Here is an 18580-nt window from a genome sequence, read left to right as displayed (position 1 = left end):
TCACCCACCGACTAGCAATAACGACGGCGCCGGTATTCCACCCAGCCGCCCTCCTCCAGGCCGCGGGGATCGTGGTGGGTCCAGTGCACGGTGCCACCCAGGTCGTTCCACTCGTACAGGCCGCGGAAACCGATCCGGTCGGCCATTCCCAGCGGCACCCGCGGGGCCATCTCGAGATTGTGCGCAATCAGCAGCGACTGGCCGGCGGGCGTCCTCACCACGAAGCGCTGGTGGGGGCCATACTCGTCGTCGTCACCGAGGAGGCGCACCACCCGGCCGTTGCCCTCCACCCATTCGTCGTGCCTGCGCTTGTCGAAAGGCCGGTCGGGCTCCGCACCCGACCGGCCCTTCTTCCGTCGTCTGGCGGGCACGCCGTCAGGCGGTGACGGGCACCAGCGTCAGCTCCACCCGGCGATTGGCCTGGCGGCCTTCCGCCGTCGAGTTGTCGGCGACCGGCCGGCTCTCACCCATGCCCACCGTGATGATGCGCTGATCCATCACGCCCTGGGACTGGAGGAAGCGCGCCACCGATGCGGCCCGACGCTCGGACAGGCGCTGGTTGTACTCGTTGGTGCCCGTGCTGTCCGTGTGGCCGGCGACTTCCACCACCGTCTTCTCGTACTTGTCGAGGACCTTGGCGACGGAGTTCAGCACGTCGAAGAAGGCGGGATTCAGATCCGCGCTGTCCGTGGCGAAGGTCACGTTGCCCGGCATGTTGAGCGTGATGTTCTCGCCCATGCGGGTGACGCTCACGCCGGTGCCTTCGAGTTCGGCGCGCAGTTCCGCCTCCTGGCGGTCCATGTAATAGCCGACGGAACCGCCCGCCAGCGCGCCGATGCCGGCGCCGATCAGCGCGCGCTGGCGACGCTCCACGGCGTCGTCCCCGGAGATGAGGCCGATGACCGCGCCGGCCGCCGCACCGATCGCTGCGCCCTTGGTGGCGCTGGCCGTCTTCTCTTCGCGGGTGTAGGGGTCGAGCGTCGTGCAGGCGCCCAGCGTGAAGGTCGTCATCGTGACGGCGGTGAGCACCAGCAGTTTCCTGGATTCCATGGTTGACCTCTCTTTGGTTTTCCTCTTTGACTGTCCTCTTCGATCGCACCGACGATGCGATCCCCGGTCCGGAACCACCTCCGGCGGACAGAGATTTCCGACCGTTGCACAGTATACGCGTTCAACCTGAACACCGGATTAATACCGCGCCCTCCGCGCCGGCGCCCATGTAGAATGCGCCGCAGGAGGAGACGCCCATGCGTACGGCCGACTTCTGGCTGGACCGTTATTCCCGTCATCACCGTCATCGGCTGAACCGCGTGCTGCACGGCGTCGCCGTCCCGCTGGCGGTCGTCGGCCTCACCGGCCTGCTGTGGGCGCTGCCGGTCCCCGCAGCCTTCACGGATATCTCCCCGGCACTGAACTGGGGCACGGCGTTCCTGCTCTCGGCCGTGGTCTACTATTTCATCCTCTCCATCCCGCTGGCCGTCGGGCTGCTGCCGTTCGTGCTGGCCGCCACCGGCATCCTGGGACGGCTGGAAGGACTCTCGCCCGCGCTCTGGCAGACCTCGCTCACGCTGTTCCTGGCCGCACTGGTGCTGCAGGCCGTCGGACACCTGCTGGAGGGCGGCCGGCTGCGGGTGCTCGAGGACCTGCACTACCTCATGATCGGGCCGGTCTGGATGATGGCCGGCGCCTTCCGGCGCCTGGGTATACCGTACTGAGACGGACGGCGCGGCCTCCCGTGGCCGTTGTTATACTTGCAGACCGCCCCGAAGCGCCGCCGCTTCGCCCGTTCGAATCCCACACCCAGGAGGCCCGGCAGTGGCCAGCACACAACCCGTCAGCTCAGGCGCCGGCCGCAACCGGCTGGACCCCCTCGATCTCTACGACGTCGACGCCGAACTCGGCGACGAGGAGCGCATGGTGCGGGACTCCGTGGCCCGCTTCGTCGACGACCGGGTGCTGCCGGTCATCAGGGAGTGCTTCGAGAAACACCTCTTCCCGGGGGACCTGATCCCGGAGGTGGCCGAACTGGGGCTGCTCGGCAGCTCCATAGAGGGTTACGGCTGCGCCGGCCTGAACGGCGTCTCCTACGGCCTGATCTGCCAGCAGCTGGAGCGGGGCGACAGCGGCTTGAGGAGCTTCGTCTCGGTGCAGTCCAGCCTGGTGATGTATCCCATCCACGCCTTCGGCAGCGACGAGCAGAAGGAACGCTGGCTGCCCGCGCTGGCGTCTGCCGAGGCCATCGGCTGCTTCGGGCTCACCGAGCCCCAGGGCGGCTCGGACCCCGGCAACATGAAGACCCACGCAAAGCGCGACGGCGACGACTGGGTGTTGAACGGCGCGAAGATGTGGATCACCAACGCCCCCATCGCCGACGTGGCGGTGATCTGGGCGATGACGCCGGAGGGCGTGCGCGGCTTCATCGTCGAGACGGACACGCCCGGCTTCGAGGCCCGGGAGATCCACGACAAGTTCTCCCTGCGCGCCTCCTCCACCGGCGCGCTGTTCCTGGACGACGTCCGGGTGCCGGCCTCCGCCATGCTGCCGGGCGTGAAGGGCCTGAAGGGGCCGCTGTCCTGCCTGACCCAGGCCCGCTACGGCATTACCTGGGGCGCCATCGGCGCCGCCCAGGCCTGTCTCGCCGAAGTGCTCGCCTACACGGCCGACCGCGAGATGTTCGGCCGGCCGCTGAACCATACCCAGACCATCCAGATCCGCATGGCCGACATGGCGCGGCGCATCACCACCGCGCAGCTGCTGTCGCTCCGCCTCGGCCGGCTGAAGGACAACGGCCGGCTGCAACCGAGTCAGGTGTCGCTGGCCAAATGGAACAATGTGCGCATGGCGCTCGACATCGCCCGGGACGCCCGCGACATCCTCGGCGGCAGCGGCATCAGCGCCGAGTACGTGCCCATCCGCCACATGCTGAATCTCGAGAGCGTGATCACCTACGAGGGCACCGAGACCGTCCACCAGCTCATCATCGGCAAGGAACTCACCGGCATCAATGCCTTCTGAGGGGCACGCGCCGGGCGCCGGCCCGGCGAGCCCTGCCACCCCTGGTCCCACACACGGGGACGTCTGGCGCATCGCCGCGCCGCTGATCCTGTCCAACATCTCGGTGCCGCTGCTCGGCATGGTGGACACCGCCGTGATGGGCCATCTCGAGGAGCCCTGGTATCTCGGCGCGGTGGCCGTCGGTGCCACCATCTTCAGCTTCCTCTACACCGGCGTGAACTTCCTGCGCATGGGCACGACGGGACTCGCCGCCCAGGCCTGCGGCGCCCGCGACGGTGCCGCCGTGCGCACCAGCATCGGCCAGGCGGTCATCGTCGCGCTGGCCATCGCCTTCGTCCTGATCGCGCTGCAGCAGCCGGCCGGCAGCATCGCGCTGGCGCTGCTCGGACCCGGCCCCGAGGTGGCGGAGTTCGCCCGCGTGTATTTCGACGTGCGCATTTGGAGCGCGCCGGCGACGCTGGCCAACTACGCCATCGTCGGCTGGTTCATCGGCCTGCAGAACGCCCGCGTGCCGCTGGCCATCGTGCTGGTGATCAACCTCATCAACATCGTGCTCGACCTGGTGTTCGTGGTCGGGCTCGGCATGAAGACCGAGGGTGTGGCGCTGGCCTCGGTGGTGGCGGAGTTCACGGGCCTGGCCGTGGGTCTCGCGTTCGTCGCGCGGGAACTGAAGCGCTGGCCCGGCCGCTTCGAGCGAACCGCGCTCACCCGCATCGGCAGGTACGGGCCGTTCTTCTCGGTGAACGGCAACCTGTTCCTGCGCACGATGGCGCTGATATTCGCGCTGGGTTTCCTGACGGCCCGCAGCGCCCGCCTCGGCGACGTGCTGCTCGCCGCCAACGCCATCCTGCTGAACCTGCAGTATCTGCTCTCCTACGCCCTGGACGGCCTGGCCCACGCCGCCGAGGCCCTGGTGGGGAAGGCCATGGGCGAGCGCAGCCGCGAAAACCTGCGCAGGGCCGTGCGTCTCAGCCTGGTCTGGTCGCTGGCGGTGGCGGTGGCGTTCTCGCTGTTCTACGCACTCGTCGGGCCCGCCATCATTCGCCTGCTCACCGAACTGCCGGAGGTGGTGCGGGGGGCCCTGACCTACCTGCCCTGGATGGTGGCCTCCCCGGTGGTCTCGGTGTGGAGCTTCCTCTATGACGGCGTCTTCGTCGGCGCCACGCGGGCGCGGGAGATGCGCAACATCATGGTGCTCTCCGCCTTCGGCGTCTTCGTGCCGGTCTGGTTTCTCACCCAGCCCTGGGGCAATCACGGCCTGTGGTTCGCATTCGTCGCCTTCATGGGCGCGCGGGGGATCGGCATGCACTGGTACTACCGCCGCGTGGTCGCAAACCCGTGGCCAACGCCGCAGCGCTACGACGACCGGTCGGCCTGATAGGTGGCGATAGATGGCGATAGATGGCCGTCTCGGAACCGGCACCGCAGCGCGATCCACCCGCCGCCCTCAGGCAGGGGTTCGCAGCATGTCCGCCTTCTGCCGCTCCACCTCGCGCACCGCCCAGCGCCACGCGCCGATGCCGCAGATGACGTTGGCGGCGGCATAGGCGGCGAAGATGCCAGCGTAACCGGCCAGGGCTGAACCCGCCCACGCCAGCGGCAGATAGATGACCACCATGCGCATGACGGAAACCACCACCGCGGGCAGCGGCCGCCCCATGCCGTTGAACGAGGCGTTCATCACCATGACCATGCCGGCCGTGCCGTAGCTGATCGGCACGATCAGGAAATAGGTGGCCGCCACCGTCACCACCCGGGGCTCCTCGCTGAACAGCGCCGCCAGCGGCCGGCCGAACACGGCCAGCGCGAGCGCCAGCACCAGGCCGAGTCCGAGGCAGAAGCGGGTGCACAGGGACAGCGCCTCGATCAGGCGCTCCGGCTTCCGTGCCGAGAGGTTCTGGCCGACGACGGGACCGATGATGGCCGACATGGCGAAGAAGGTGATCAGCGTCATGCCCTCGACCCGGCTGGCCACACCGAAGCCCGCCACCACCTCCGGCCCGTAGTCGGCGAGCATGGCCGTCACCACGCCGATGCTGACAGGGATGATGGCGTTGGTACCGGCCGCGGGCAGGCCGACATGGAGGATGCGCCGCCACGAGGCCCGAATGGCAGGAAGACCGGGCCAATCCAGCGTCAGCAGGCCGAGCCGGAAATGCAGCACCCAGATGGCGCCCACGAAAGCCGCGGCGCGGCCGATCAGCCCCGCCACCGCCGCGCCGGTAAGCTCCATACGCGGGAACGGACCGAGGCCGAAGATCAGCAGCGGATCCAGCGCCGCCGTAAGCAGCGCCGAGGCGATCATCAGCATGCCCGGTATGCGCGCATCGCCCGTCGCCCGCAGCGAGGCCATGCCCACCATCGGCACCACCACGAACACCATGCCGGCGTACCACACCAGCATGTAGTCGCGGATCATCGGGATCATGTCCGCCGGGGCGCCCAGCAGGCGGAACAGCGGTTCGATGGTGAACGCCCCGATCAACGCCAGCACCAGCGTGATCAGGAAGGCGAGCACCAGGGCGTCGGTGGCGATGCGCCGGGCCTGCTCCGGGTCATGGGCGCCGATGGCCCGGGCCAGCACGGAGGAGGTGCCCGCGCCGAGCCCGATGGCCACCGATGAAAGCGTGAAGACCACCGGGAACGTGAACGCGATGGCGGCCAGCGGATCAGGCCCGAGCTGGCCCACGAACCAGGTGTCCACCAGGTAGACGCCCATGGTGGCCGAAATGCCGATCATCATCGGCAGCGTCATCGCCACCAGGTGGCCGCCGACCGGACCTTCGGTGAGCTTCGCTGTCTGCTGCCGCATGAGAGGATCGCCAACGCGCAGGGGCGGCTACTGTAACCGATGGCAGTGCCGCGGGCAGCGGCGGCTGTTATCCTCCCGCCTCCCGGTGCCCCGAGAACCCCGTGAACATCGAACTGAGCCGCCGTATCCGCCGTGACATCCCCGCCGTCCGGGCCGCGGTCGCCGATCCCGGGAGCCTGCCCGCGTGGCAGCCGACGCTGAAGGACGTGCGCACGCTCAGCGGGCGCCGCGGCGAGCCGGGCAGCGTCTGCGAGCTGGTCTACGACGAGAACGGCAGGGAGGTGCGGCTGGAGGAGACCGTCACGGATTCCAGCGAGCCGGAGTTGCTGGAGTTCACCTATCGGGGCGGACAGGCCGTCAGCCGCATCCGCCACTGGTTCGGGAGTCCCGCGCAGGGTGAGACCGTCTGGACGGTGCACTGCCGGTTCCGTTTTCAGGGACTCCGGGCGCGGCTGCTGGCACCCTTCATGAAGGGCCCCCTGCGCCGGCGCATCGCCGGCGACATGGCACGTCTGCAAGCGCTCCTCGAGCAGGAGGATTCGTCTTGACCTGGAAACGACTCACCTCGCGGACGGTGTACGAGAACGACTGGATCACGGTGTTCGAGGACGACGTCGTCAACCCGAACGGCGGGCACAACCGCTACGGCCACGTCCATTTCAAGAACCGGGCCATCGGCATCGTGCCCCTCTCCGACGAAGGCGATACCTGGCTGGTGGGCCAGCAGCGCTACACCCTGGGCGAGTGGTCCTGGGAGATCCCCATGGGCGGCTGCAGCGGCGAGGAACCGCTGCAGGCGGCGCAGCGCGAGCTGCAGGAAGAGACGGGCCTGACCGCGGAGCGCTGGCAGGAGGTGATGCGACTGCACACCAGCAACTCCATCACGGACGAGTCCGGTTTCGTGTTCCTCGCCGAAGAACTCTCCGCAGGGGAGCCCGCCTTCGACGAGACCGAGAAGCTCGCGATCCGGCGGCTGCCGCTCGCGGACGCGGTGCGCATGGTGATGGCCGGCGAGATCACGGACGCCATCAGCGCGGCCGGGCTGCTGCGGGTGTGGCTGGGCCGCCAGCCGTCCTCTCTGCCGTGACCAGGTAGCGCAGCGGGCCGCCCGGGCGCACCGCGTCGAACGGATAACAGGTCACCAGCGTCAGCCGGTCGGCCGGATGGTCGAGACCGATGCCGTCCGTGCGCGCGTCCAGGACCTCGCTGCCGGTCACCCGGTAGCGCAACCGGCGGCCGTCGGCGATCTCCAGCTCCAGCTCGTCACCGGGCTCCAGTTCGGCCAGGAAGCGGAAGTGGGTGTCGCGGTGGCCCACCAGGACGGTGTTGCCAACCGCGCCCGGCGCCGCGCTGGCCTCCAGGTGACCGGGGCCGAAGGCGAGTGTGCGGCCGCTGCCGCCGGACAGCACGACGAGGTCCACCATGCCGCCGATCGCGGCCAGCCGGGCCACAGGAAAGGTATCGGCCCAGGGCCAGGGGCGTGCCGCCTGCGCCCCTTGCCGGGTCTCCTCCCAGGCCTCGCGCAGCAGGCTCTGGGCCGCCCAGGCTTTCAGCGGCAGCCAGGCGCCCGCGCCCAGCTGCCAGAGTCCGATGGCGAGCACCGCGGCCACGGCGAGGCGCTCAGGCCGCACGGCAGCGCCTGACGTCCTGCACGCGCAGCCCGACGAGCAGGCCGAGGCCGAGGAGCAGGCAGACGAGGCCGATCGCACGGCGCAGCGGGGCGGCCGTGCCGGTGGCGGGCAGGTTGTACACGGCCGCCGTCTGGCCCCGGGGCAGCAGGGAGGGAACCCTGCCTTCGGTCAGCCCGGAGCCGAGCGGTCGCGACGGGCTGCGGTCCACGGCCACCAGACTGGTGTAGCCGCTGACCAGGTGATGATCCAGCGCGGTCCTCACGATCTCGGCGCGGATGCGGTCCTCCGGCGCGCCGGCGCGGCGCGCATCCTCCAGCGACTCGATGCGCGCCCGCGCCCAGAGCTTGCCGATGCCGGGATAGGCCCGCGCCTCGTCGAACACCAGCTGGCGCATCCAGTAACCGTCCCCCTGTCGGCCGCTCACCGTGACCATGGCGCCCGGCGGCGGCGGCCGCTCGAAGCGCGCGCTCACCATCAGCGGCTCGCCGTGATAAAGGTCGGGCACCGGCGCGGGATAGACCTCGGCGGCCGCGCCGGCCGGCCAGTCCACGGTGATGTCGGTGAGGGCCGGGCGCTCGAGCCGGCGGAACAGCCGCTCCATGCGCCCGCTTACCTCGCCGGCGTCGCCGATCACCAGCGCCGAGCCCCGGCCCGCCTCGGCGGCCTTGCGCATGAACCACCGGTTCGGCGCGGAACCGATCGCCACCGTGAACAGCCTTGACGCGCCCAGCCGGGCGCGGATCAGCTCCAGCAGCGCCGGTTCGTTGCCGACGCTGCCGTCCGTGATGAAGACGATCTGGCGCAGTCGTCCCGAGCTCCCGGGACGCAGAGCGGCGGCGAGCGCCGGCTCCATCTCGGTGCCGCCTTCGGCCGCAAGGTCCGCCACCAGCGCCAGCGCCTCTTCCCTCCACAGCCGTTCGCCGGGCACCGGCGCCGGGAAGAAGGCCCGGGTGCGGCTGTTGAACTCGATGACGTTGAACCGATCCTCCGGCCGCAGCCGCGACAGCGCCATCGACAGGGCCGCCTTCGCCTGCTCCAGCGAGGCGCCGTGCATGGAACCCGAGGTGTCGACGACGAAGACCAGCTCCCGCGGCGGTCGCGGAGCGCCGCGGGGCTCCTCGCCGTGAGGCGGCTGGAAGAACAGCAGCCAGGTCCGGGCGCCCGCCTCGCCGGTGCCGCGGAAGAGCGTCGCGGCGGGCATGGCGCCGGGCACGGGACGCCAGGCGATCTCCAGATCCCGGTCCATGGGCACGTCGCGACCGTCGAAGGCGATGCGCCAGGCCCGGTATTCCCGGGCCGTCCGCAGCCGATGGTAGCGGCCGGTGACCGCGGCCAGTTCCACGCCGGCGTCGATGACGCCCTCCAGCGTGAGGCGGTGGCCGTCGGAGCGTGCGGCCATCGTCGGGGCAATGGGCGGGCTGATGGCCCCGGCATCGGGCACCTGATCGGTGCCGCCGTCGCGATCTCCCTCGCCGGGCTCGAGCGCACGACCCGGGATGTAGCGCGGGGTGAGCGTCAATGGCAGATGCAGGCCGTACTCGCCGTCGTCGTAGGCGACGGCCTGCTGCCAGGCGATCTCGATCTCCACGGTCTCGCCCGGACCCACGTTGGCCAGCCGGGTGGTGAACAGGTTCGGGCGCTGGCGGTCCACGAGCACGGTGCGACGGCCGGCCTCCCTTGCCTCGCGATACACGCGCTCGGCCTCGGCCTTCTCCCGGATCTCGCCCTCTATCACGGTACTGCCGTAGCGCATGGTGAGTTCGTCGACGGCGGCACCGGCGGGCAGAGGGAAGGTATAGACGCCCTCCACCCAGCCGTCCCGGTCGTTGCGGAAGCGCTGGGTGAGCCGCACCCGGGCGATCAGTCCGCTCACCTCCAGATGCACCGACGAAGAAAGATGGGGCGCGGCACTCGCCCGGCCGTCGCCCTGCCACTCCAGGGGCGACGCGGCGGCCACCCCCGCGATCAGGAACAGGCAGGCGAGCGCTGCCGCCGTCGCCACCGCCCTTGCCAGCATCCCTGCCAGCGCCATGGCAATGGCGGCCGCTGGCGCCGGCTCCGCCGCCTGCGTCCGCCACACCGTAGCCTTGTCTGTGTCCGAGCGTCTCATCGGCCTGCCTCCTCCGGATACCTGTTCACTTCCCATGGCATCGATTGCAGCAGGGCAACGGGGCGGGCCGCGGCCGGCTCCATGGCACATCGCGGACGGAATGTGGCAAATTGTGGCGTTCCCCCTGTCGCGACGGTCGTCACGAGGCCGGTCGCGACCCCGTCGCCAATCCCACGGAGCCGCCGGTGAAAAGACGCATCGCCATCGTCGAGGACGAGCCCGCCATCCGCGAGAACTACGCGGCCGCGTTCCGTCGGGAGGGCTACGAGGTGGAGGGCTGGGGCGACCGACACTCGGCGCTGGAGTCCTTCCACGCGCGCCTGCCGGACCTGGTGATCATCGACGTGAACCTGGCTGACGACGTGGAGGGCGGCTTCGAGCTGTGCCGGGAGCTGCGGGGCATGTCCGCCGCCGTCCCCATCCTGTTCCTCACGGCCCGGGACAGTGAGCTGGACGCCATATCCGGCCTGCGTCTCGGCGCCGACGACTACCTCACCAAGGACATCAGCCTGCCCCACCTGCTGGCCCGGGTGGCCGCGCTGTTCCGACGCCTGGAGGCGGTGAGCGGCGGCGGCGACGAGACCGTCATCCGCCGCGGCGAGCTGGAGATCGACGTGGACCGGCTGGCCGTGCGCTGGCGGGGCCGGCCCGTGCCGCTCACGCTCACCGAGTTCTGGCTGGTGCATGCGCTGGCCCGCTATCCGGGCCACGTGCGCAACCGTCAGCAGCTCATGGACGCGGCCAGCGTCGTGCTGGACGACAACACCATCACGTCCCACATCAAGCGCATCCGGCGGAAGTTCCAGTCGCTGGACCCGGAGTTCGGCGCCATCGATACGGTCTACGGCGTGGGCTACCGCTGGCTCGCCGCCTGACGGCCGGGCAGCATCGGCACCGGCCAGGATTCCGCCATGGGCCTCCGATCGCAGCTCGCTCTCATAGGGCTCATCACGCTGACCCTGCCCTGGGCCGGCTGCCAGTACCTGCGCGAGACGGAGGAGGCACTGCGACAGGGCCAGCAGACGCTGCTGCTGGACACGGGCCAGAGCCTGGCCGCGCTGCTGGCGGACCGTCCCGCGCTGTTCCCGGAGTCGGCGGAGGTGCCCGGCGCGCTCACCCTCTATGCCCACGCCATCGAGGGCACGCCCGTGCTGGACGGGTTCGCCGACGACTGGGTGACGCCGGGCGGAGCGGAACCGGTGGCGGTCGGCGACGCGGCGCGGCTGCTGGTGGGCGGCAATGCGCGCCATCTCTATGTCTTCCTGGACGTGACCGCCGCCGGCGACGCCGCCGGCAAGCGCATCGAACTGGCGCTGGCGCCCGACGCACCGGTCTGGCGCTTCTCGCCGGTGGCGCCCGGCCCGCTGGCCGCGACGCGGCAGATCCGTGGCGAAGGAGAGCGGACCGAGCCGCGGGTGCAGGGCTGGTGGACGCCGACCACCGACGGCTTCAACCTGGAAGTGCGCCTGCCGCGGGAACTGGCGGGCAACCGGCTGGGCGTGCGCGTGCTGGACGCGGACGGCTCACGGCTGCTCGCGGCCACCCACGAGCCGGGCCGGCCGGGGCGGCTCGCCGCGCCTTCCCCCGCCCTTGCCGGGCTCCTGCGCAACTATGCCCGGCCGGGCCTGGAGCTGGCCGTGGCCGACGCCGCGGGCTGGCGTCTCGCCGAAGCCGGCGGCCTGGCCAGCGACCGGCGCGCGGAGGAACCCACGGCCGCCACGCGCCTGTACCGCCGGCTGCTCGGGGAGACGGTGCCGCCGCTGCCGCCCGAGCCCGCCACCGGCCGCGTCTCCCTGCCCTGGGTCGGGGCCGCGCTGGACGGCACGCCGGAGAGCGTGTGGCGCCGCGCAAGAAGCAGCGGCCAGGCGGTCGTCAGCGCGGCGACGCCGGTGCGCCACGAGGGCCGGGTGATCGGCGCGGTGGTCATGAAGGAGTCCAGCGCGGCCATCCTCACCCTCACCAACCGGGCGCTGGCCCGGCTGACCTCGCTGACCCTCATCGCCACGCTGGCGGTGGCCGCCGCCCTGCTGGGCTATGCCACCTGGCTGTCGGTGCGCATCACCCGGCTCAGCCGGGCCGCCGACCGGGCCATGGGCGCGAGCGGTCAGATCCGCGCGGGACTGCCCAGCGCCTCGGCCCGCGACGAACTCGGCGACCTCTCGCGCAGCTTCTCGCGCCTGCTAGCCCGCGTGCAGGAGACCAACGAGTATCTGCGCACGCTGGGCGCGCGGCTCTCCCACGAGCTGCGCACGCCGCTGGCGGTGGTGACGTCATCGCTGGATAACCTGGAAGACGTGGGCCTCGCACCAGAGCAGGAGGACTATGCCGTGCGTGCGCGGGAGGGATCACGCCGCCTGCAGGCCATCCTCAACGCCATGAGCGAGGCCAGCCGCACCGAGCAGGCGGTGACCGGCGCGGAGACGGAGTTCTTCGATCTGGCGGAAGTGGCCGCCTCCGCGGCGGAAGGCTACGCGCTGGCCTACCCGGAGCGCGAATTCCGGTTCGACCGCAGCGCCGGTGCAGCGCCGGTCACCGGCGTGCCGGAACTGCTGGTGCAGATGCTGGACAAGCTCGTCGCCAACGCCGTGGAATTCAGCGAGCCCGGCGCCGGCATCGGCATCCGCGTCGCTGCCGCCGGCGGCAGCGTGACGCTGACCGTGGAGAACCCGGGCCCGCCGCTGCCCGAACACATGCGCGAGAGCATCTTCGACTCGCTGGTGTCGGTGCGGCCGGACCGGACGGCGAGCCACCTGGGGCTGGGTCTCTACATCGCCCGCCTCATCGCCGAGTCCCACGGCGGACGCATCGCCGCCGCCAACCTGGCGGACGGCAGCGGCGTCGTATTCGCGGTGGAGATACCGCTGACGGCTCAGGCGGAAGACAGGTAGTCGACGATGCCCTTGGCCGCCTCCCGGCCCTCGAACACCGCGGTGACCACCAGGTCGGAGCCCCGCACCATGTCGCCGCCGGCGAAGACCTTCGGGTTGGAGGTCTGGAACGGATGGCGGCTGCCGTTCAGCCACACCCGGCCGTTCGGGCGGGTACGGATCTCGAAGTCGTCGAACCAGTCCGCCGGAGACGGCCGGAAGCCGAAGGCGATGATCACGGCGTCCGCCGGCAGGATGTGCTCGGTGCCGGGCACGGGTTCGGGACGGCGGCGTCCGCCCGGCCCGGGTTCGCCGAGGCGGGTCTCGATCAGCTTCACGCCGGTGACCTGGTCGCCGCCCACGATCTCGATGGGTTGCTGATTGAACAGGAAGGTCACGCCTTCCTCGCGGCTGTTCACCACCTCGCGGCGGGAACCCGGCATGTTCTCCTCGTCGCGCCGGTAGGCGCAGGTGACGCTGGCCGCGCCCTGGCGGATGGCGGTGCGGTTGCAGTCCATGCCGGTGTCGCCGCCGCCGAGCACCACCACGCGCTTGCCGGCCATGCTGATGCGCGGTTCCGAGCGCCGGCCCATGCCGAGTTCCCGGTAAACGTTCGACACGAGGTAGGGCAGCGCCTCGTGGACGCCGGGCAGATCCTCGCCCGGGAAGCCGCCGCGCACGTACGTGTAAGCGCCCATGCCGAGGAACACGGCGTCGTAGTCGGCCAGCAGCTTCTCGAACGGGACGTCCTCGCCGATGCGGGTCTCCAGCACGAACTCGACGCCCATGCCCTCCAGGATCTCGCGGCGCTTGCGCACGACTTCCTTCTCCAGCTTGAACGGCGGGATACCGAAGGTCAGCAGGCCGCCGATCTCGGAGTAGGCGTCGTAGACCACGGATGCGACGCCGTTGCGGGCGAGCACGTCGGCGGCGGCGAGACCCGCCGGCCCCGCGCCCACGATGGCCACCCGCTTGCCGGTGGGCTCGACGTGGGAGAGATCCGGGCGCCAGCCGAGTTTCAGCGCCTCGTCGGTGATGTACTTCTCGATGTTGCCGATGGCGACGGCGCCGAGGCCGTCGTTCAGCGTGCAGGCGCCCTCGCACAGGCGGTCCTGGGGGCAGACCCGGCCGCAGACTTCGGGCAGGGAATTGGTCTGGTGACTGAGCTCGGCGGCCGCCAGGATGTTGCCCTCGTCGATCAGCTTCAGCCAGTTCGGGATGTAGTTGTGCACCGGGCACTTCCACTCGCAGTAGGGGTTGCCGCAGTTGATGCAGCGCCCGGCCTGGTCGGCGGCCTCCTCGGCGGTGTACTGGCCGTAGATCTCCCGGTAGTTGGTGATGCGCTCCTCGGCCGGCAGCTTGTCCGGGTCCCGGCGCGGTATCTCCATGAATTGCAGCGGACGTTCTACCATGACCCTTCCTCAGGCCGCCTCGCGCAGCGATTCGATCAGCGAGCCGAGCTCAGCGGCCTTCGGCTTCACCACCCAGAACTTCGGCAGCCAGGTGCGGAAATCCTCCAGCAGCTCCTGGCCCCACTCGCTGCCCGTGTAGCGGACGTGCCGCTCGATGAGCTCGCGCAGATGATGCAGGTGCGCCTCCATGCTCTCCGGCGTGATGCGGTGGATGTCGATCAGCTCGTGGTTGTAGCGGTCCACGAAGTCCCGCTCCTCGTCCAGCACGTAAGCGAAGCCGCCGGTCATGCCGGCGCCGAAGTTCACGCCCGTGCGCCCGAGCACCACCACGACGCCGCCGGTCATGTACTCGCAGCAATGGTCGCCGGAGCCCTCCACGATGGCCGTGGCGCCGGAGTTGCGCACGGCGAAACGCTCGCCCGCCACGCCGGCGGCGTACAGGGCACCGCCGGTGGCGCCGTACAGGCAGGTGTTGCCGATGATCACGGTATCCCGCGCGACGAAGCCGGCGCCCGGAGCCGGCCGCAGCACGATGCGCCCGCCGGTCATGCCCTTGCCCACGTAGTCGTTGGCGTCGCCCTGCAGCGTGAGATTCAGCCCGGCCACGTTCCAGCAGCCGAAGCTCTGGCCGGCGGTGCCTTCCAGCTCGATCTCGATGGGCGCATCGGCCATGCCCAGGTTGCCGTGGCGCCGGGCGATCTCGCCGGCGAGCCGCGCGCCGATGGAACGGTTGAAGTTGCGGATCTCGTAGCGGAACGTGCCGCCGGAGAGCGACTCGATGGCCGGCAGCACGTCGGCCACCATCTGTTCGGCCAGCTCGCCCTTGTCGAACGGCTCGTTGCGCGGATCGATGCAGAAGCGCGCCTTGTCCTCAGCCAGCCCGGCATCCGAGAGTATGGGCGAGAGGTCGAGGCGGCGCTGGCGGGGCGTCTCGCCGGGCAGCAGTTCCAGCAGCTCGGTGCGCCCGATCACCTCCTCCAGGCTGTGCGCGCCGATGGAGGCCAGCACCTCCCGGGTTTCCCGCGCGACGAAGCGGAAGAAGTTCTCCACCATGTCGGGCAGGCCGATGAAGTACTTGGAGCGCAGCGTCTCGTTCTGGGTGGCGATGCCGGTGGCGCAGTTGTTCAGGTGACAGACCCGCAGGTACTTGCAGCCCAGCGCCACCATCGGCGCGGTGCCGAAGCCGAAGCTCTCGGCGCCCAGGATGGCCGCCTTCACCACATCCAGGCCGGTCTTCAGGCCGCCGTCGGTCTGCAGCCGCACGCGGTGTCGCAGATCGTTGGCGCGCAGCACCTGGTGGGTTTCCGACAGGCCCAGTTCCCACGGGCTGCCGGCGTACTTCACCGAAGTCAGCGGGCTCGCGCCGGTGCCGCCGTCGTAGCCCGAGATGGTGATCAGGTCAGCGTAGGCCTTGGCCACGCCCGCGGCGACCGTGCCCACACCGGGCTCGGACACCAGCTTCACCGATACCAGCGCCTGCGGGTTCACCTGCTTCAGGTCGAAGATGAGCTGGGCCAGGTCCTCGATGGAGTAGATGTCGTGATGGGGCGGCGGCGAGATGAGACCGACGCCGGGCTTGGCGTAGCGCAGCCGGGCGATCATCTCGTTCACCTTGTGGCCGGGCAGCTGGCCGCCCTCGCCGGGCTTCGCGCCCTGGGCGATCTTGATCTGCAGCACCTCGGCGTTCACCAGGTATTCCGCCGTGACGCCGAAGCGGCCCGAGGCCACCTGCTTGATCTTGGACATGCGCTCGGTGCCGTAGCGGTCCGGGTCCTCGCCGCCCTCGCCCGAATTCGAGCGGGCGCCGAGGCGATTCATGGCGATGGCCAGCGCCTCGTGGGCCTCCGGCGAAAGCGCGCCGAGGGACATGCCGGCGCTGTCGAAGCGGGGCAGGATCTTCTCCTCCGGCTCCACCTCGTCCACCGTCAGCGGATTGTCGGTCGGCTTCAGCCGCATGAGATCGCGGAACGCCGCCGCCGGCCGCTCGTTCACCAGGCGCGCGTACCTGCGGTAGCGCTCGTAGTCGCCGGTACGTACGGCCGCCTGCAGCGTGGCCACCACGTCCGGGTTGTAGGCATGGTATTCGCCGCCGTGCACGTAGCGCAGCAGACCGCCCTGATTCACCGGGGCGAGGTCGTTGAAGGCGAGCTCCGAAAGCCGGGTCTGGTCCTCGTGCAGGTCGGCGAAGTTCGCGCCCTGCACACGGCTGACGGTGCCGCGGAAGCAGCGCTCCACCACCTCATCGCCGAGGCCCACGATCTCGAACAGCTGGGCGCCCCGGTAGCTCGAGATGGCCGAGATGCCCATCTTGGACATGATCTTGAACAGGCCCTTGCGGATGCCGCGGCGGTAGCTGCGGCCGAGCTGCTGGGCGCTCTCCCGGCGGGTGTCCACGTGGCCCCGGCGCACCATGTCGTGCAGGCACTGGTAGGCGAGGTAGGGGTATACCGCCGTCGCACCGTAGCCGATCAGGCAGGCGAAGTGATGCGGGTCGCGGGCGTAGCCGGTCTCCACGATGATGTTGCAGTCGCAGCGCAGCCCCAGGCGCACCAGGTGATGGTGCACCGCGCCGGTGGCCAGCAGCGAGTGCACCGGCATGTGGTCACGCTGGATGTAGCGGTCCGACAGCATCACCAGCAGCTTGCCGCCGCGCACGGCGTCGGCGGCCTTCGCGCAGATGTCGTCCAGCGCTTCGGCCAGCGGCGTGTCCTGGGGATAGTTCAGGTCGATGAATTCGGTGGAGTCGGCGAACATGTCCTCGCTCACGAGCTGGCGCAGCTTGCGCTGGGACAGCACCGGCGAGTTCATGATGACCTGGTGGCCGTGCTCGGGGCCGAGCTCGAACAGGTTGCACTCCCGGCCGATGTTCGTCTGCAGCGACATCACGATGCGCTCGCGCAGCGAATCGATGGGCGGGTTGGTCACCTGGGCGAACTGCTGGCGGAAGAAGTCGAACAGCGGCCGCACCTGCCGCGACAGCACGGGCATGGGCGTGTCGTCGCCCATGGAGCCCACTGCCTCCGCCTGGGCCTCGGCCAGCACGCGGATGACCTCGTTCCGCTCCTCGGCGGTGAGGTTGAACATCTTCTGGTAGCGGGCCAGCGTGCGGGTGTCGAAGGGCTCCGCCGCCATGTGCACGTCCACCAGCTCGGAGTCCAGGTAGCGCACTCCCTGCTTCAGCCAGCGCTTGTACGGCGCGCGCGTCTTCAGCATGTCGTGAATGCGGTGGGTGTCGAGCAGTTCGCCGGTCTCGAGATCCACGGCCAGCATCTCGCCGGGACCGAGGCGGCCCTTCCTGACGACGTTCGCTGCGTCGTACTCGTACACGCCCACCTCGGATGCCACGGTGAGGTGGCGGTCGCGGGTGAGCACGTAGCGGGCGGGCCTGAGGCCGTTCCTGTCCAGCGTGCAGGCCGCATAGCGCCCGTCGGTCAGCACGATGCCGGCCGGCCCGTCCCAGGCTTCCATGTGGCAGCCGAAGAACTCGTAGAACGCCTGCACGTCCGGGTCCATGTCGTCCATGCCCTGCCAGGCGGGCGGGATCAGGATGCGCATGGCCTGCAGCACGTCCATGCCGCCGGCCAGCATCACCTCCAGCATGTTGTCCAGGCTGGAGGAGTCGGAACCGGACAGCGAGACCAGCGGCATCAGGTCGGAGACGTCGGGCAGCTTCTCGGAGGTGAAGTTGGCCGCCCGCGCACGCGCCCAGTTGCGGTTGCCGCGGATGGTGTTGATCTCGCCGTTGTGGGCGAGCAGCCGGAACGGCTGGGCGAGCCGCCACTGGGGCCAGGTGTTGGTGGAGAAGCGCTGGTGGAATACGGCCACCGAGGTCTCCATGCGCGGATCGCGCAGGTCCGGGTAGAAGACCGGCAGTGCCGCCGGCATCACCATGCCCTTGTACGAGATCGTGTTGGCGCAGAGGCTCGCCACATAGAAGCAGTCGTCGGTGTCGGCCAGCGCGTTCTCCGCGCGACGCCGGGCGATGAACAGCTTGCGGTTGAATGCCGCCCGCGCCATGCCGGCGGGCGCGTTGACGAACAGCTGCGCGATGTGCGGCAGCGTGCGCAGCGCCTCGTCGCCGCAGACGGAGGTGTCCACCGGCACGTCGCGCCAGCCGGCCGGTACCAGGCCAGCGCGTGTCACTTCCTCCTCCAGCCGTTGCCGACCGCGCTCGCGCAGATCGGCGTCGCGGTGCAGGAAGACCGTGCCCGCGGCATAACGCTGGGACAGTTCGATGCCGGCGTCGGCGGCGACGCCCCGCAGGAAACGGTCCGGCCTCTTCAGCAGCAGGCCGCAGCCGTCGCCGGTCTTGCCGTCCGCCGCCACCGCACCGCGGTGGGTGAGGCGCTTGAGCGCCCCCACGGCGGTCTCCACGACCCACGCGCTCGGCTCGTCGTCGAGGTTGGCGATCAGCCCGAACCCGCAGCTGTCCCGCTCGAAGGCGGGATCGTAGAGCGATCCTTCGGTCGGCTTGGTCATGGCTACACCTGGCGCAAGGGTCCGGAGCCGGCACCGTGAGAGATGCGCTCCGGACCGGGTTTCTGGTGATGGGGGCTCGGGTCCGCGCCGGACCGTTCCGGCGCCGCGACCGGGTCGCGCCCGTAATCGACAATCTCGACAAAATCGACAGTCGCAGTCGATTAATTTACATCAGGCGGACGCGTGACGGTCAATCGGCAATGCGGACGCCGGTTCGACCGCGGGACACCACCACGGGCGGGCACGGGGAATCA

14 protein-coding genes are annotated in these 18580 nt (G+C 70.2%); 7 read left to right on the top strand and 7 right to left on the bottom strand.

Annotation, left to right across the window (positions count from 1 at the left end):
• Positions 1–11: 11 nt before the first annotated feature.
• Together ACJMKZ_RS09875 and ACJMKZ_RS09870 are read right to left on the bottom strand one after the other, a co-directional pair.
• Positions 12–371 (bottom strand): DUF3465 domain-containing protein, encoded by a 360-nt coding sequence (locus tag ACJMKZ_RS09875; RefSeq protein WP_405233017.1) that lies wholly within the window; start codon positions 369–371, stop codon positions 12–14.
• A 4-nt stretch (positions 372–375) separates the two neighbouring features.
• Positions 376–1050 (bottom strand): OmpA family protein, encoded by a 675-nt coding sequence (locus ACJMKZ_RS09870; protein WP_405233016.1) that lies wholly within the window; start codon positions 1048–1050, stop codon positions 376–378.
• 197 nt (positions 1051–1247) lie between these two features.
• On the opposite strand from ACJMKZ_RS09870, the gene ACJMKZ_RS09865 reads away from it, so the two are divergent.
• The 3 genes from ACJMKZ_RS09865 (at position 1248) to ACJMKZ_RS09855 (ending at position 4393) form a co-directional block, all read left to right on the top strand.
• Positions 1248–1715 (top strand): Mpo1 family 2-hydroxy fatty acid dioxygenase, encoded by a 468-nt coding sequence (locus ACJMKZ_RS09865; protein WP_405233015.1) that lies wholly within the window; start codon positions 1248–1250, stop codon positions 1713–1715.
• A gap of 199 nt (positions 1716–1914) precedes the next feature.
• Positions 1915–3015 (top strand): acyl-CoA dehydrogenase family protein, encoded by a 1101-nt coding sequence (locus ACJMKZ_RS09860; protein WP_405233168.1) that lies wholly within the window; start codon positions 1915–1917, stop codon positions 3013–3015.
• The gene (locus ACJMKZ_RS09855) at positions 3005–4393 is read left to right on the top strand and encodes an MATE family efflux transporter (RefSeq protein WP_405233014.1); all 1389 of its coding nucleotides are present in this window, start codon (positions 3005–3007) and stop codon (positions 4391–4393) included. Before ACJMKZ_RS09860 ends, ACJMKZ_RS09855 begins: the two co-directional genes overlap by 11 nt.
• A gap of 69 nt (positions 4394–4462) precedes the next feature.
• Here the strand turns inward: ACJMKZ_RS09855 and ACJMKZ_RS09850 are convergent, their stop codons facing one another.
• Positions 4463–5827, bottom strand: a complete 1365-nt coding sequence (locus ACJMKZ_RS09850; protein WP_405233013.1) for an MATE family efflux transporter — start codon at positions 5825–5827, stop codon at positions 4463–4465.
• A gap of 101 nt (positions 5828–5928) precedes the next feature.
• On the opposite strand from ACJMKZ_RS09850, the gene ACJMKZ_RS09845 reads away from it, so the two are divergent.
• Positions 5929–6375 carry an SRPBCC family protein gene (locus tag ACJMKZ_RS09845; RefSeq protein WP_405233012.1) on the top strand — a complete coding sequence of 149 codons (447 nt, stop codon included), beginning with the start codon at positions 5929–5931 and terminating at the stop codon, positions 6373–6375.
• On the top strand, positions 6372–6914 hold the full coding sequence (locus tag ACJMKZ_RS09840) for an NUDIX domain-containing protein (RefSeq protein ID WP_405233011.1): 543 nt from the start codon (positions 6372–6374) through the stop codon (positions 6912–6914). Before ACJMKZ_RS09845 ends, ACJMKZ_RS09840 begins: the two co-directional genes overlap by 4 nt.
• On the opposite strand, the gene ACJMKZ_RS09835 is transcribed toward ACJMKZ_RS09840, so the two are convergent.
• Positions 6856–7458 carry a class GN sortase gene (locus tag ACJMKZ_RS09835; protein WP_405233010.1) on the bottom strand — a complete coding sequence of 201 codons (603 nt, stop codon included), beginning with the start codon at positions 7456–7458 and terminating at the stop codon, positions 6856–6858. The genes ACJMKZ_RS09840 and ACJMKZ_RS09835 overlap by 59 nt on opposite strands.
• A complete protein-coding gene (locus ACJMKZ_RS09830; RefSeq protein ID WP_405233009.1) occupies positions 7448–9568 on the bottom strand; it encodes a marine proteobacterial sortase target protein in 2121 nt (706 codons plus the stop codon). The genes ACJMKZ_RS09835 and ACJMKZ_RS09830 overlap by 11 nt, the downstream gene beginning before the upstream one ends.
• A 185-nt stretch (positions 9569–9753) precedes the next feature.
• On the opposite strand from ACJMKZ_RS09830, the gene pdsR reads away from it, so the two are divergent.
• Positions 9754–10443, top strand: coding sequence for a proteobacterial dedicated sortase system response regulator (gene pdsR, locus ACJMKZ_RS09825; protein WP_405233008.1), 690 nt, complete (start codon positions 9754–9756; stop codon positions 10441–10443).
• Positions 10444–10479: 36 nt separating this feature from the next.
• Positions 10480–12456, top strand: a complete 1977-nt coding sequence (locus tag ACJMKZ_RS09820) for an ATP-binding protein (RefSeq protein ID WP_405233007.1) — start codon at positions 10480–10482, stop codon at positions 12454–12456.
• Here the strand turns inward: ACJMKZ_RS09820 and ACJMKZ_RS09815 are convergent.
• Together ACJMKZ_RS09815 and gltB are read right to left on the bottom strand one after the other, a co-directional pair.
• Positions 12438–13847: an FAD-dependent oxidoreductase gene (locus tag ACJMKZ_RS09815; RefSeq protein ID WP_405233006.1), complete on the bottom strand. Its 1410-nt coding sequence runs from the start codon at positions 13845–13847 to the stop codon at positions 12438–12440. The genes ACJMKZ_RS09820 and ACJMKZ_RS09815 overlap by 19 nt on opposite strands.
• Positions 13848–13856: 9 nt before the next feature.
• Positions 13857–18326, bottom strand: a complete 4470-nt coding sequence (gltB, locus tag ACJMKZ_RS09810; protein ID WP_405233005.1) for a glutamate synthase large subunit — start codon at positions 18324–18326, stop codon at positions 13857–13859.
• Positions 18327–18580 lie beyond the last annotated feature (254 nt).

Origin of the sequence: Lentisalinibacter salinarum (assembly GCF_040706555.1) — a bacterium.
GTDB lineage: Bacteria > Pseudomonadota > Gammaproteobacteria > Steroidobacterales > Woeseiaceae > Lentisalinibacter > Lentisalinibacter salinarum.
This window is presented reverse-complemented; position numbering and strand designations above follow the sequence as displayed.